Source organism: Arenibacter troitsensis (assembly GCF_900177645.1).
Classification (GTDB): domain Bacteria; phylum Bacteroidota; class Bacteroidia; order Flavobacteriales; family Flavobacteriaceae; genus Arenibacter; species Arenibacter troitsensis.
This window is the reverse complement of record NZ_FXAO01000001.1, coordinates 383,358-397,623: the sequence shown is the minus strand read 5'-3', so window position 1 is coordinate 397,623 and position 14,266 is coordinate 383,358. Positions and strand designations below refer to the sequence as shown.

The following is a 14,266-nucleotide window of genomic DNA, read 5'->3' as shown; positions in this document are numbered from 1 at the left end:
CAAAAAGAAAGCTTATGTCGTCTTGGTTTAAAAGAAAGGAAAAAGGAATACAAACTGCCACGGATCAGAAAAAGGATACCCCAAGGGGTCTCTGGTACAAATCCCCCACCGGAAAAATTGTAGAATCCGACGAATTGGCAAAGAATTTTTATGTTAGCCCTGAGGATGATTATCATGTACGAATAGGTAGTAAGGAATATTTCGAAATTCTTTTCGACAACAACAAGTTTACTGAGTTGGATGCAAAACTTACTTCCAAAGATCCATTGAAATTTGAGGACACCAAAAAGTATGTGGATCGTTTAAAGGCAGCCGAAGCAAAAACAGGCCTTAAGGATGCCGTAAGGACCGGAGTAGGCAAATCTATGGGTAAGGATGTAGTTATATGCTGTATGGACTTCAGTTTTATTGGTGGCTCCATGGGCAGTGTGGTAGGAGAGAAAATAGCAAGGGGCATCGATTATTCCATCAAAAAGAAAATCCCCTTTGTAATGATTTCCAAATCCGGAGGTGCACGTATGATGGAAGCGGCATTGTCCCTTATGCAATTGGCAAAGACATCGGCTAAATTGGCTCAACTTGCGGATGCGGGCATACCTTATATTTCATTATGCACCGATCCCACCACTGGAGGAACAACAGCTTCCTATGCCATGTTAGGCGATATAAATATTTCCGAACCTGGCGCCCTGATCGGTTTTGCAGGCCCACGCGTAGTAAAGGAGGCAACTGGTAAAGAATTGCCGGAAGGGTTTCAAACCGCGGAATTCCTACAGGAACATGGATTTTTGGACTTTATAGTACATCGAAGGGATCTTAAAAAGAAAATTAATCTTTATATAGATCTAATAGAAAACAATCCTGTTAGAGTATAAAAATAAACGGCCCTGATCATGATCAGGGCCGTTTTAATTATCCCATCCCCTCTTAATTATTAAACCTTCTTAAAAGGATTTCCTTGGTTTCTCCATTAGGAAAGGTCAACATTCCCTTGGCATCACAAGTACCATCCCCAAGATCGAGGCTAATAGTGGTATCGTTTTTAGAAACTTCCAATACTCCACTAACGATAAACCGGCAGGACAACTCCCTTCGAAGAGAGCTCATAGTTTCCCTTGTATAGACATCACCCGTCTTATTGGTATAGGTACCCTCCCCTGAAATAAGGAAAACATTATCGGCCCAAAATCCGGAACCGTAGCCCTCTACCCATTCCCGGGTCCTATTTCCCGTAAAACTGGCCACACTCCCGTCTGGCCATACTCCGCTATAACTGGCTACGGCATCGGATTGGGGATTACCATTATCGTTGGAACGTTGGCGCACCAAGGTAGCTCCCCCGGTTACTGCCACTTCGTTAAAGGTGAAATCCTCTAAGGAAAGGCTAATGGTCTTGGTTGCCGCATCCATATCCTTGGCATAACTTAAATGGATAATTCCACTTAACTGATTACCATTGGGCATGGTGCAGCCCTCTCCAAAATCAACGGTAGTTTCTTTGACCTCACTGGAAACCACTGTTGTTATAGTGACGCATTCCGGCAAGAAATTGGAAAGAAAAAACGATTTTGAGGTAGCCCTGATCTCTTCGGTGGCATATACGTCCTCACCTATGTTAGCTATTTCTTCCGAAATCAAATCGGCTTCATCGCTAGCTACCAGTTCGGCCACTTCAAAGGTGGCATCCTCTTCCACGTTGGTGGACTCTTCATTGTTACAGGAACCCATTACCAATAAGACCATTAGCAACCATCCTGTTAAGTTCGAATTTTTGAGACTTTTTTTCATCTGTTTTAATTTAAATGTTTACAATTGGAAAAATTAAATTCTGTTGCTGGCCAGCATTACGATCGTTTTACCGCCTATAAGGCAATAACATTTCTTTAACGTTTATAATAGGACACCATATTTTTAAAAAAGTTTAATCCACACTTCAAAAAATATTGGGATAGCACCAGGTTTCTAAAAAAAAGTCTATCTTTGCGCCCTGATTGAAAATCAATCATGTACATAAAAATCATTAAATTAATATTGGAATGTATTTAACTAAAGAAGTAAAGGCCGAGATTTTTAAGAAACACGGCGGGGAAGAAAAAAACACAGGTTCTGCTGAAGGGCAGATAGCTTTGTTTACCCACAGAATCAACCACTTGACAGAGCATTTGAAAAAGAACCGTAAAGATTTTAACACTGAGCGCTCTTTGGTAAAGTTGGTAGGTAAGAGAAGATCTCTTCTAGATTACTTGATTAAAAAGGATATCATTAGATATCGTGCCATAATTAAGGAATTAGGAATTAGAAAATAATTTACCAAAAGGGGAAAGTGTTACTTTCCCCTTTTTTACAATATCAGTAATATTGTTTTTCAATACTATTGTAAAGTCCCATAGGCTTAGCTTAGGGCAAAAACAAAAAGCTTGCACATAGTTTTTCATTGGTCCACAACACACAACTACAACACAACAACGCGTCTATAACAGACGAAAGACCATTGTTTAACAAACCTGTAAAGAGACAGGTTTTAATTCGTATTTATGATACCAAAAGTATTTAGAGAGGTCATTGACCTTGGGGACGGTAGGGAAATTTCTATCGAAACCGGAAAATTGGCAAAACAGGCCCATGGTTCTGTTGTTGTACAGTCTGGAAAATGTATGTTGTTATGTACAGTAGTTTCCAATTACAAACAAAGTGATGTGGATTTCCTTCCACTTACGGTAGATTACCGTGAAAAATTTGCGGCTTCCGGGCGTTATCCAGGAGGTTTTTTCAAAAGGGAAGCAAGGCCTAGTGACGGTGAAGTATTGACGATGAGATTGGTAGATCGTGTTTTACGTCCGCTTTTCCCTAAGGATTACCATGCTGAAACCCAGGTGATGATCCAATTGATGTCCCATGATGAGGATGTTATGCCCGATGCTATGGCAGGATTGGCTGCTTCCGCTGCCATTCAACTTTCAGATTTTCCATTTGAATGTGCTATTTCAGAAGTGCGGGTAGGTCGTATTGATGGTCAATTCATAATCAACCCTACCAGGGCCCAATTATTGGTATCGGATATCGATATGGTCATAGGAGCTTCTGCAGATTCTGTGATGATGGTCGAAGGTGAAATGAAAGAAATCTCTGAGGAGGAAATGGTAGAAGCCATTAAATTTGCCCATGATGCCATTAAGGTACAATGTGCTGCCCAAATTAAGTTGGCAGAAGCATTTGGCAAAAAAGAAATTCGTGAATACGAGCCGGAAAGGGAAGACGAGGAGTTAGCCAAGAAAATCCACGACATGGCTTATGATAAGGTTTATGCCATTGCAAAAGCCGGTTCGGCAAAACATGAAAGAAGTGCTGCCTTCGACGCAATAAAAGAAGAAATAAAAGCTACTTTTTCTGAAGAAGAATTGGCAGATTTCGGGGATCTGATTTCCAAATACTACTATAAAGCAGAAAAAGCTGCGGTTAGAGACCTTACCTTAAATGAAGGACTACGTTTGGACGGCAGAAAAACCGATGAAATTAGACCCATCTGGTGTGAAGTGGATTATTTACCTTCAACCCACGGTTCCGCTATATTTACACGTGGGGAAACCCAGGCTTTGGCTACGGTTACTTTGGGAACTTCAAGGGAAGCCAACCAAATAGATATGCCTTCTTTTGAAGGAGAGGAAACTTTCTATCTACATTACAACTTCCCTCCTTTCTCAACCGGAGAAGCCAGACCTATTAGAGGTACTTCCCGTAGAGAGGTAGGACATGGTAACTTGGCCCAACGTGCACTTAAAGGCATGGTCCCTGAGGATTGTCCTTACACAGTACGTGTGGTATCTGAAGTATTGGAATCCAACGGATCTTCTTCCATGGCAACGGTTTGTGCCGGAACTATGGCACTGATGGACGCAGGGGTACAATTAAAGAAACCTGTATCCGGTATAGCCATGGGATTGATTTCCGATAGCGAAACTGGAAAATATGCTGTTTTGTCCGATATACTTGGTGATGAAGATCATCTTGGGGATATGGACTTTAAAGTAACCGGAACCGCAGACGGAATTACCGCTTGCCAAATGGACATTAAAGTAAAGGGATTATCCTATGAAATTTTGGTCAATGCATTAAAACAGGCCGGTGCTGGACGTTTGCACATCCTAAGTAAATTGGTAGACACCATTGCTACACCAAATGCAGATGTTAAACCACATGCTCCTAAAATGGTCACCAGAGTTATTCCTGGCGAATTCATTGGAGCATTGATAGGACCTGGAGGAAAAGTAATCCAAGAATTGCAAAAAGCTTCCAAAACCACCATAGTTATCAATGAAGACCCAGTTACCGAAGAGGGTATTGTAGAAATACTAGGTACCTCACAAGAAGGTATTGATATGGTTCTTGCCAAAATTGATTCCTTATTGTTTAAACCTGAGGTAGGTAGCGTATACGAAGTAAAGGTCATCAAAATGCTGGATTTTGGTGCCGTTGTGGAATATACCGATGCTCCTGGCAATGAAGTATTGCTTCACGTATCCGAATTGGCTTGGGAAAGAACGGAAAATGTTTCCGATGTAGTAAACATGGGAGATGTTTTTGATGTTAAATACTTCGGTTTAGACCCAAGAACTAGAAAGGAAAAAGTTTCACGTAAGGCACTTTTGCCTAAACCTGAAGGCTATAAGGAAAGACCACCACGAGAAGATCGTGGAAGAAATGACAGAGGCAACGATAGAAATAGAGATAGGGATCGTAAACCTAGAAGGGACTAGTTTTATATAACTGTCGCAGTACCAAAGCCACGTTTTTACCTTTTTTTAAGGAGAGCGTGGCTTTTTTCATGCATTTTATCTAAAAAAGCAAAATAAAACGGACCCATTGTAACATTTTAAACTTTTCAACGTATAACCTAATGCAGCTTATGCTTAATGCAAATAATTTAGAACAATAAAATTTCGATGAGACAGCTTAAAATTACAAAACAGGTTACCAATAGGGAAACTGCTTCTTTGGATAAATACTTACAGGAAATAGGTAAGGTTGATTTAATTACGGCAGATGAGGAAGTAGAATTGGCACAGAGGATCAAGGCAGGTGATCAACGTGCACTGGAGAAATTGACCAAAGCCAATTTACGATTTGTGGTTTCCGTTGCAAAGCAATACCAAAATCAAGGTTTGACCCTTCCAGATTTGATCAACGAAGGTAACCTTGGCCTAATTAAAGCTGCACAACGTTTTGATGAAACCCGTGGTTTTAAATTTATATCCTATGCGGTATGGTGGATTCGCCAATCCATATTACAGGCTTTGGCGGAACAATCGCGTATTGTAAGGCTACCCTTGAACAAGATTGGATCTATCAATAAGATAAATAAGACCTTTGCCTTCTTGGAGCAAGCCCATGAAAGACAACCTTCTGCTGAAGAAATTGCCAAGGAATTGGACATGACCGTAGAAGATGTAAAACAATCGTTAAAAAATTCCGGGCGTCACGTATCCATGGATGCGCCCTTGATAGACGGTGAAGATTCCAACCTATACGATGTACTGCGTAGCGGCGAGTCTCCAAATCCGGACAGGGAATTGTTGCACGAATCTCTTAGAACCGAAATAGAAAGAGCTTTGGAAACCTTGACCCCAAGGGAAGCGGATGTTATTCGTTTATACTTTGGCTTGGCAGGGCAACACTCTATGACCTTGGAGGAAATAGGGGAAACTTTTGACCTTACCAGGGAAAGGGTTCGCCAAATTAAGGAGAAAGCCATTAGAAGGCTTAAACACACCTCAAGAAGCAAAATTTTGAAGACATATTTAGGTTAATCCTAACAATTAAAATTTTTGCGCAATCGCTTATCCCCATTGGAAAGCTAGTGCAAAAATCGTAAATTGTACACAGTAACAACAGTTATCATGACTGTTCGTTTTTTGATTGATGAATAAACTCCGGCTGATTACCGGAGTTTTTTTGTTCATACAAGTCATAACTTCAGCCAATCCCAACCATTTCATAAAAAAATTGAATCCTTATGGGATAAATTAAATACGCCCATTACCCCAAACACCCCTATCTTTGTTTCACCACATAAATTATTCTATGGCCAAAGACCTCCTTTTAATAACACCTCCCTTTACCCAACTAAACACCCCTTATCCGGCAACGGCATACTTAAAGGGCTTTCTAAATACCAAAGGCATAAGTGCTTTCCAAATGGATTTGGGTATTGAGGTTATATTAAAAATTTTCTCCAAAGACGGACTTCGGAATATTTTTGATTATGCCCAGGACAAGAATTCCATAAAATCGGACAACTGCCACAGAATAAACACTTTACATGAAGATTATGTAAAGACTATAGATTCCGTTGTTTCCTTTTTACAGGGACATAATGCCACCTTTGCCAGACAAATATGTACTCCAAACTTTTTGCCGCAAGCAGCGAGATTTGATCAATTGGACGATCTCGAATGGGCCTTTGGCAGTATGGGACATCAGGATAGGGCGAAACACCTGGCCACCTTATATCTGGAAGACCTATCCGATTTTATTGTGGAATGCGTGGATGAAAATTTTGGCTTTAGTCGTTACGCGGAGAGATTGGGGAGAAGCGCCAATTCGTTTGATGAACTCTATCAGCATTTGCAAAGTGACATCACCTATATAGACCAATTGACCCTCGATATTTTAGCCTATAGAATCGATACTGTTAAACCCAAATTGGCATGTTTTTCCGTTCCTTTCCCTGGCAATTTGTACAGCGCGTTTAGAGGTGCCCAATTTATAAAACAAAACTTTCCGAAGATTAAGGTTTCCATGGGCGGGGGATTTCCCAATACGGAACTCCGGTCTCTTACGGATACAAGGGTTTTTGAATTCTTTGATTATATTACTCTGGATGACGGGGAACTGCCTTTGGAACAGTTGACAGCCCACTGCCTATTGCCCAAATCCGATGATAGCAAAGCCCTTCTAAAAAGAACCTTCCTATTAAAGGATGGTGCGGTATATTATAATAATCTTTCCACTAGAACAGATTACAAACAAAGTGAGGTAGGTACGCCGGACTATTCGGATCTATTACTAAACAAGTACATCTCGGTCATAGAAATCGCGAACCCCATGCACAGTCTTTGGAGCGATGGCCGCTGGAACAAACTAACCATGGCACATGGTTGCTATTGGGGCAAATGTACTTTTTGTGATATCTCTCTAGACTATATAAAAATATATGAGCCCATTGCGGCCAAACTGTTGGTAGACCGCATGGAAGCTCTCATTGCACAAACCGGTGAAAGTGGCTTTCATTTTGTGGACGAAGCCGCACCCCCAGCCCTTATGAGGGCATTGGCGCTGGAAATCATAAAACGAAAATTAAGCGTTAGCTGGTGGACCAATATTAGGTTCGAAAAGAGCTTTGGCCGCGATCTTTGTAAATTATTAAAGGCATCAGGCTGTATTGCCGTTTCCGGAGGCCTGGAAGTTGCCTCGGACCGATTGTTGGCATTGATCCAGAAAGGAGTTACCGTAGAGCAGGTAGCCAAAGTTAACCGTAATTTTACGGAAGCGGGCATAATGGTGCATTGCTATCTTATGTACGGCTACCCTACCCAAACGATCCAAGAGACCGTAGATAGCCTGGAAATGGTGCGGCAAATGTTCCAATTAGGAATACTACAATCCGGCTTTTGGCATCAATTTGCCCTTACGGCCCATAGTCCGGTAGGGCTCAATCCAGAAGATTACCAAATTATCCCGGACTATCAACCCATAAGCTTTGCCAATAACGACATCCAATTTACGGATACCACCGGCATAGATCACGAAAAATTTAGTTTTGGGTTAAAAAAATCGCTTTTCAATTTTATGCACGGCATATGTTTTGACCATCCCTTGCAACAATGGTTCGATTTTAAAATCCCCAAAACCACTATAGCCCCCAATTTTATAGAGAAAGCCCTTGCAGAAGAGCCCGTCCTCAACACCAAGGACAATGCCAAAATAGTGTGGTTGGGAAGCGCACCCATAGGGGAGACCATTACAAAAACTAAAAAAGGGCATAGCTGGAAATTGCTTAAATTGACATTTCATAACAAGTCGGGCTCCATAAGCATTACCGTAGATCAGGAAAAGGGAGAATGGTTAAGGAACACCTTGCAAAAGGTATTGGCTTCACATGAAAAATTCCACACCTTCGGCCAGCTTAAGACCGACTTTGAATCGCAGTTTGAGAATTTTGAACTTTTCTGGTATTCCAAACCATTACAAACTTTAAAGAGCCATGGGCTTTTAACCTTGTAGGGTTTACCAACACATGCCTTACCATTTTACCTTACCTTTGCATACATCACTAGCTAAATGGGTACCTATATGAATTTTAAAGAATTAAAGCTCAACAAACATCTTTTGAGAGCAGTGGCAGAAAAAAACTATGACGACCCAACTGCCATTCAGGAAATGGCCATCCCTGTGGTTTTACAGAAAAACGACTTAATAGCTTCTGCCGAAACAGGAACAGGAAAAACGGCCGCTTTTGCCCTCCCCATACTACAGCTATTATTTGATAAACAGGAAACTTCGGAAAAAGGCAGAAAAATCAAGGCCTTGATTATAAGTCCCACCCGCGAACTGGCATCCCAGATTTATGAGAGTTTTATGGATTATGGCAAGTATACCCATTTAACTTCAGCCGTTATTTATGGAGGAACAAAGATAGAGCCACAAATAGCCATCTTAAAAAAGGGAGTGGATATCTTGGTGGCCACACCAGGCAGGTTATTGGACCTTCACAAGCAGGATCTGGTGAATTTGGATTATGTGGAAACCTTAGTGCTGGATGAGGCAGATCTTATGCTGGATATGGGATTTATAGACGATGTTAAAAAAATAGAGCGACTTTGCCCCAATGAAAAGCAGACCCTGCTATTTTCGGCCACTATGCCCTTTAAAGTAGTGCAATTGGCCGATACCATTTTAAAAGATCCCAAGAAATTAGCCGTTACCCCAACATCTTCGGCAGCGGCCACTGTGCACCAATTATTGTATTATACGCCAAAACCCAATAAAATAGAACTCTGCCTTTATCTGTTAAGAAATACCATAAAGGGCAATATTTTAATTTTTAGGCGTACAAAATACGGGGTGGACAAATTGGAAAAAACGCTCCGTAACAACAACTTTAAGGTAGACAGCCTACACGGGGACAAATCCCAAGAGGAGCGTCAAGCAGCATTGGGAAAATTCAAACAGGGAGTAACGAACATCCTTGTGGCCACAGATGTGGCCGCCCGTGGATTGGATATAGACGAGCTGGATGCCGTCATCAACTTTGACCTGCCCAATATACCCGAAACCTATGTGCATCGGATTGGCAGGACCGGTAGAGCGGGAAACACAGGAACATCCTATGCCTTTTGTTCTGCCGATGAAAAGGGATATTTATCCACTATTCAAAAACTGATGCAGAAGCATATCCAAGTGGTTGATGACCATCCGTACCCCTTGGACCCCAAGGCCAAACCGCAAGTACATAAAAAGCAAGGCAGCAAGCACAAAAAAGGCAGAAAGTCCGCGGCCTCCAAAAAGAAAAAAAAGCGCTGGTATTAGTGCCTATTAACCTTAAATTTTAAACTGTCCCATAATTTAATATCGCGTGCCCCCTATTCCCTTAAACCATATCAATTCACTACCTTTGTGGAAATTATTTCAATAAAAGTAATGGACAAAAAGATTATTGCCCCTTCCCTTTTGGCAGCAGATTTTGCCAACCTTCAACGAGATATTGAAATGGTAAACCACAGTGAGGCCGATTGGCATCATATAGATATTATGGATGGTGTTTTTGTACCAAATATCTCTTTTGGAATGCCGGTCCTAAAAGCAATCGCTGCCCATGCCACCAAAACATTGGACGTTCATCTCATGATCGTGGATCCGGATCGTTACATAAAGACCTTTGCTGATTTGGGCGCCAATAACCTAACCGTTCATTATGAAGCCTGCCCACATCTACATCGTACCCTACAGGCCATAAAAGACGAGGGAATGGCAGCAGGAGTGGCTTTAAATCCACATACCAACATTAACGTATTGGAAGATGTTATAAGTGATATCGACCTAGTCTGTATCATGAGTGTAAATCCAGGTTTTGGGGGACAATCATTTATTGAAAACACCTACGAAAAGATTAAGGCCCTCAAGGAACTTATACAAAGAAAAAGTGCCCATACACTAATTGAGGTCGATGGCGGGGTTACCTCTAAAAACGCCAAGGATTTAATAGACGCGGGAGCGGATGTTTTGGTTGCGGGAAGTTTTATTTTTAGGAGCAAAGATCCTGAGCAAACTATTCATGAACTGAAAAAAATGGTTGGATAATGAAGATTTGGGACGTAGTTATAGTTGGAGGCGGGCCCATTGGCATTGCCTGTGGCCTGGAGGCTAAGAAAAAGGGATTGTCCTATATAATTCTTGAAAAGGGATGTATTGTTAATTCCCTCTATAATTATCCCCTGAACATGCAGTTTTTTTCATCTTCCGAAAAGCTGGAAATAGATGAAATTCCTTTTATTAGCATAGAGGCGAAACCCAAAAGAAATGAGGCGCTGGAATACTACAGACGGATAGTGACCTCTAATCAGCTAAACATTGCGCTTTTTGAAAAAGTAAATTCAATTAACAAAATTGATGGGCTCTTTAAGCTTGTTTCAGATAAGAATACCTATACGTCCACCCATGTAATCATTGCCACAGGTTTCTACGATATTCCGAACAGAATGAACGTTCCCGGGGAAGATTTAAAAAAGGTATCCCATTATTACAAGGATCCGCATTTCTATTCCAGTCAAAAAGTAGCGGTCATTGGGGCGAGTAATTCGGCCATAGATGCTGCCCTGGAATGCTATAGAAAAGGGGCGGACGTATCCTTGATCATTAGGGGACCGGAAGTAGGCCAACGTGTAAAATATTGGGTAAGGCCCGATATCATCAATAGAATTGAAGAAGGCAGTATAAAAGTATATTACAATAGTACAGTACAGGAAATTAAGGAAGATGAAATTATCCTGAATTCCCCTAGCGGAACAATTGCCCTGGAAAACGATTACGTTCTGGCGCTGACCGGATACATGCCTAATTTTGGTTTCTTGGAAAAAATAGGAATCCAATTGTCCGATGACGAGAAAAGGCTGCCCCAGTACGATCCCCGAACCATGGAGACCAATATTGACAACCTATATCTTGCCGGAGTAATTTGTGGGGGAATGGAAACCCACAAATGGTTTATAGAAAATTCCAGAATCCACGCCCCTATGATTTTGGACCATATTGTAAGTGAGGCAAAAATAAGTTCTGCGTATAAAAATAAGACGGGTTAATTCAATTCTTTGCAGTCATTTGAATTCCATAGCCTTAAACCTTGTACCTCAATAACTTTTATTAATTTTAAGTTATTCTTCTAGAAGAATCGCGTTCAATTAAAGAGGACTTCTGAATTGTTGTTTTACCGATGATAATATTGTCCTTAGATGAATTACTAATTTCATCCAATAACAACTTTGTGGCAATTTGTCCAATTTGAAAACCAGGCTGATCAATTGTTGTCAAAGAAGGATCTATTATACCAGAAACCGGTTCGTTACTGAACCCTACAATGGCCACGTTTTCCGGTACTCTAATGCCTTCCTTCTTAAAATACTTCATAGCGCCAATAGCAGCGACATCATTGGCAGAAAACAATCCGTCTATATCATAAGGTAAGGAAAGTAAGGTTTTTGCCCCTTCCGCCCCATCATTTTCCATAAGGCTGGAACGCAGTATGAGTTCTGGCCGGAATGGAATTTTATGTTTTTCCAAGGCCTTTCTATACCCAGCGGTCCTATTACGGTAAATAGCCAATTCTTGTGGCCCGGAAAAATGTCCAATATTTTTACATCCATTCAAAATTAGATGCTCCGTGGCTTCAAAACCACCTTGTAGGTCATCGATCAGCACACTACTAATACCCTCAATCTCACAATGCCTATCAAAAAAAAGAAATGGCGTACCATTGTTTTTCATGTTCAACAGATGGTCAAACTCAACTGTTTCCATGGAAACGGACAATAATACCCCAGCTACCCGGTTCGCCAATAAGGTTTCTATAATCTTACGTTCACGTTTTAACTGTTCCAAAGACTGGCAGATTATCACATTGTAGCCAGCATCATACGCGGCCTCCTCTATACCCGAAATAACCGAAGAAAAGAAGTGTCGGGAAATTCGCGGAACTATTACTCCAATAGTATTGGTTACACTTTTTCGAAGATTTGAAGCCAGTACATTTCGTTGGTAACCCATTTCATTAGCTTTGGCCAATATCCTAGCCTTGGTCTTCTGGCTTACCCTCGGACTGTTGTTCAATGCCCTTGAAACGGTAGAGGCATCTATTTTCAAAGCTTTGGCAATATCGTGTATGGTTGTTTTATTTTCCATAAATAATGAGTATCTTGACGTTTCTTAACAAATATACACATTCAATAATACAATCGATTGTATTTTGAGTAATTTTTTATACCTTTACTAGCTATCTATAAAACGCCACTTTTTTAGCCGAGATATAAGAACTTATAATTAGATATTTAGAATCATGAAAAACAATTACGAGGTTAGATATGCCTGCTCTCCCAAGGAGACTAAAACGTTGACCACAGAAGGACTGAGAAAAGAGTTTCTAATCCAAAATTTAATGGAAGCGGATACCATCAATTTAGTGTACACCCATTTCGACAGATATATAGTTGGAGGGGCAGTGCCCGTTAACACCCCTTTAAAACTAGCCACTATAGATCCATTAAAGTCGGATTATTTTTTAGAACGAAGGGAGATCGGTATTATCAATGTCGGTGGTGCGGGTTCTGTAACCGTCGATGGCCAGAAATATGATTTAGACTTTAAAGAGGCCCTGTATATTGGTAAAGAAAACAAGGAGGTGAGTTTTAGTAGCGACAGTGCCGATACCCCTGCCAAATTCTACATCAACTCAACCCCGGCACACAAGGTATATCCCACAAAAAAAATAAGTAGGGCAGATGCGGAGATCGTGGAAATGGGATCTATTGAAACGGCCAATGCCAGAACTATACGAAAATTGATCGTGAACAGTTTGGTAGAGACTTGTCAGGTACAAATGGGAATGACAGAATTAAAACCAGGAAGTGTTTGGAACACGATGCCCGCACATGTTCACGACAGGAGAATGGAAGTATATTTTTATTTTGAGCTTCCAGAAGATCAAGCTGTATGCCATTTTATGGGACAACCCCAAGAAACACGACATATCTGGATGGTCAACAATGAAGCCGTAATCTCCCCACCTTGGTCCATTCATTCCGGTTCCGGAACCAGTAACTACACTTTTATCTGGGGAATGGCCGGTGAAAACCTAGATTATGGAGATATGGACCACTGTAAAATTAAAGACTTAAAATAACCCTAAGAGAACTTAAATATGTCATTGAATCTATTTGACTTATCAGGTAAAACAGCCCTGATTACCGGAGCTACGCACGGTCTTGGCAAAGCCATGGCCATTGGACTGGGAAAAGCAGGCGCAACCCTGGTCGTTAACGGAGCTTCTTCCCAGGAAAAATTGGACAATGCCGTTGCCGAATACCAGGCTTTGGGATTAAAGGCCTATGGCTACCTCTTTGATGTTACCAATGAAGCCGCGGTCATAAAAAACATTTCTAAAATTGAACAAGAGGTAGGACCAATTGATATTTTGGTAAACAATGCCGGGATCATCAAAAGAATTCCCTTGGAGGAAATGGAGGTCGCCGATTTTGAAGAAGTGGTAAAAGTAGATTTGGTAAGTCCCTTTATCGTTTCCAAACATGTGGTAAAGGGCATGATATCCAGAAAGGAAGGCAAGATTATCAACATTTGTTCCATGATGAGCGAATTGGGACGAAATACGGTAGGCGCCTATGCCGCCGCCAAAGGCGGATTAAAAATGTTGACCCGCAATATGGCTACCGAATGGGCCAAACACAACATTCAGGTCAATGGTATAGGACCCGGCTATTTTGCCACCGCACAGACCGCCCCTATAAGGGTAGATGGGCATCCTTTCAATGATTTTATAGTAGGCAGAACCCCTGCAGGCAAATGGGGAGATCCGGACGACCTACAAGGTGCAGCCATCTTCCTAAGTTCCAAGGCCAGTAATTTTGTTAACGGACAAATAGTTTACGTGGATGGAGGCATATTGGCCACTATTGGAAAACCGGCCAATGAAAATTAAAACAAC

At 41.2% G+C, this 14,266-nt stretch carries 12 protein-coding genes; 10 read left to right on the top strand and 2 right to left on the bottom strand.

Going from position 1 to position 14,266, the window contains the following annotated elements; translation table 11 throughout:
* The first annotated feature begins 14 nt into the window (after window positions 1-14).
* Window positions 15-875: an acetyl-CoA carboxylase, carboxyltransferase subunit beta gene (accD, locus tag B9Y87_RS01615; protein ID WP_085495545.1), complete on the top strand. Its 861-nt coding sequence runs from the start codon at window positions 15-17 to the stop codon at window positions 873-875.
* Between the two features lie 52 nt (window positions 876-927).
* On the opposite strand, the gene B9Y87_RS01610 is transcribed toward accD, so the two are convergent.
* Window positions 928-1,788 carry a hypothetical protein gene (locus B9Y87_RS01610; protein WP_085495543.1) on the bottom strand — a complete coding sequence of 287 codons (861 nt, stop codon included), beginning with the start codon at window positions 1,786-1,788 and terminating at the stop codon, window positions 928-930.
* 248 nt (window positions 1,789-2,036) lie between these two features.
* Here B9Y87_RS01610 and rpsO point away from each other — a divergent pair, with 248 nt between their 5' ends.
* From rpsO to B9Y87_RS01575, 7 genes are all read left to right on the top strand, one after another.
* Complete coding sequence (gene rpsO, locus B9Y87_RS01605) at window positions 2,037-2,306, top strand: 30S ribosomal protein S15 (RefSeq protein ID WP_031442673.1); 270 nt, start codon at window positions 2,037-2,039, stop codon at window positions 2,304-2,306.
* Window positions 2,307-2,534: 228 nt separating this feature from the next.
* Window positions 2,535-4,754, top strand: a complete 2,220-nt coding sequence (locus B9Y87_RS01600) for a polyribonucleotide nucleotidyltransferase (protein ID WP_085495541.1) — start codon at window positions 2,535-2,537, stop codon at window positions 4,752-4,754.
* A gap of 186 nt (window positions 4,755-4,940) precedes the next feature.
* Window positions 4,941-5,804 (top strand): sigma-70 family RNA polymerase sigma factor, encoded by an 864-nt coding sequence (locus tag B9Y87_RS01595; RefSeq protein ID WP_031442671.1) that lies wholly within the window; start codon window positions 4,941-4,943, stop codon window positions 5,802-5,804.
* 274 nt (window positions 5,805-6,078) lie between these two features.
* A complete protein-coding gene (locus tag B9Y87_RS01590) occupies window positions 6,079-8,280 on the top strand; it encodes a B12-binding domain-containing radical SAM protein (RefSeq protein ID WP_085495539.1) in 2,202 nt (733 codons plus the stop codon).
* A gap of 69 nt (window positions 8,281-8,349) precedes the next feature.
* Entirely contained in the window at window positions 8,350-9,585 is a 1,236-nt protein-coding gene (locus B9Y87_RS01585; RefSeq protein ID WP_085496596.1) for a DEAD/DEAH box helicase, read from the top strand.
* A gap of 111 nt (window positions 9,586-9,696) precedes the next feature.
* Window positions 9,697-10,356, top strand: a complete 660-nt coding sequence (gene rpe, locus B9Y87_RS01580; protein WP_085495537.1) for a ribulose-phosphate 3-epimerase — start codon at window positions 9,697-9,699, stop codon at window positions 10,354-10,356.
* Window positions 10,356-11,354 carry a YpdA family putative bacillithiol disulfide reductase gene (locus B9Y87_RS01575; RefSeq protein ID WP_085495535.1) on the top strand — a complete coding sequence of 333 codons (999 nt, stop codon included), beginning with the start codon at window positions 10,356-10,358 and terminating at the stop codon, window positions 11,352-11,354. Before rpe ends, B9Y87_RS01575 begins: the two co-directional genes overlap by 1 nt.
* Before the next feature lie 67 nt (window positions 11,355-11,421).
* Here the strand turns inward: B9Y87_RS01575 and B9Y87_RS01570 are convergent, their stop codons facing one another.
* Window positions 11,422-12,450 carry a LacI family DNA-binding transcriptional regulator gene (locus B9Y87_RS01570; RefSeq protein ID WP_085495533.1) on the bottom strand — a complete coding sequence of 343 codons (1,029 nt, stop codon included), beginning with the start codon at window positions 12,448-12,450 and terminating at the stop codon, window positions 11,422-11,424.
* 154 nt (window positions 12,451-12,604) lie between these two features.
* Here B9Y87_RS01570 and kduI point away from each other — a divergent pair, with 154 nt between their 5' ends.
* Both kduI and B9Y87_RS01560 read left to right on the top strand, forming a co-directional pair.
* Window positions 12,605-13,447 (top strand): 5-dehydro-4-deoxy-D-glucuronate isomerase, encoded by an 843-nt coding sequence (kduI, locus tag B9Y87_RS01565; protein WP_085495531.1) that lies wholly within the window; start codon window positions 12,605-12,607, stop codon window positions 13,445-13,447.
* Between the two features lie 18 nt (window positions 13,448-13,465).
* Window positions 13,466-14,260 (top strand): gluconate 5-dehydrogenase, encoded by a 795-nt coding sequence (locus B9Y87_RS01560; protein WP_085495529.1) that lies wholly within the window; start codon window positions 13,466-13,468, stop codon window positions 14,258-14,260.
* Window positions 14,261-14,266: the final 6 nt, after the last annotated feature.

What these genes read in the sequence shown, in the direction of transcription:
- accD (WP_085495545.1), top strand. Translation starts at nt 15, where the DNA reads ATGTCGTCTTGGTTTAAAAGAAAGGAAAAAGGAATACAAACTGCCACG.
- B9Y87_RS01610 (WP_085495543.1), bottom strand. Translation starts at nt 1,788, where the DNA reads ATGAAAAAAAGTCTCAAAAATTCGAACTTAACAGGATGGTTGCTAATG.
- rpsO (WP_031442673.1), top strand. Translation starts at nt 2,037, where the DNA reads ATGTATTTAACTAAAGAAGTAAAGGCCGAGATTTTTAAGAAACACGGC.
- B9Y87_RS01600 (WP_085495541.1), top strand. Translation starts at nt 2,535, where the DNA reads ATGATACCAAAAGTATTTAGAGAGGTCATTGACCTTGGGGACGGTAGG.
- B9Y87_RS01595 (WP_031442671.1), top strand. Translation starts at nt 4,941, where the DNA reads ATGAGACAGCTTAAAATTACAAAACAGGTTACCAATAGGGAAACTGCT.
- B9Y87_RS01590 (WP_085495539.1), top strand. Translation starts at nt 6,079, where the DNA reads ATGGCCAAAGACCTCCTTTTAATAACACCTCCCTTTACCCAACTAAAC.
- B9Y87_RS01585 (WP_085496596.1), top strand. Translation starts at nt 8,350, where the DNA reads ATGAATTTTAAAGAATTAAAGCTCAACAAACATCTTTTGAGAGCAGTG.
- rpe (WP_085495537.1), top strand. Translation starts at nt 9,697, where the DNA reads ATGGACAAAAAGATTATTGCCCCTTCCCTTTTGGCAGCAGATTTTGCC.
- B9Y87_RS01575 (WP_085495535.1), top strand. Translation starts at nt 10,356, where the DNA reads ATGAAGATTTGGGACGTAGTTATAGTTGGAGGCGGGCCCATTGGCATT.
- B9Y87_RS01570 (WP_085495533.1), bottom strand. Translation starts at nt 12,450, where the DNA reads ATGGAAAATAAAACAACCATACACGATATTGCCAAAGCTTTGAAAATA.
- kduI (WP_085495531.1), top strand. Translation starts at nt 12,605, where the DNA reads ATGAAAAACAATTACGAGGTTAGATATGCCTGCTCTCCCAAGGAGACT.
- B9Y87_RS01560 (WP_085495529.1), top strand. Translation starts at nt 13,466, where the DNA reads ATGTCATTGAATCTATTTGACTTATCAGGTAAAACAGCCCTGATTACC.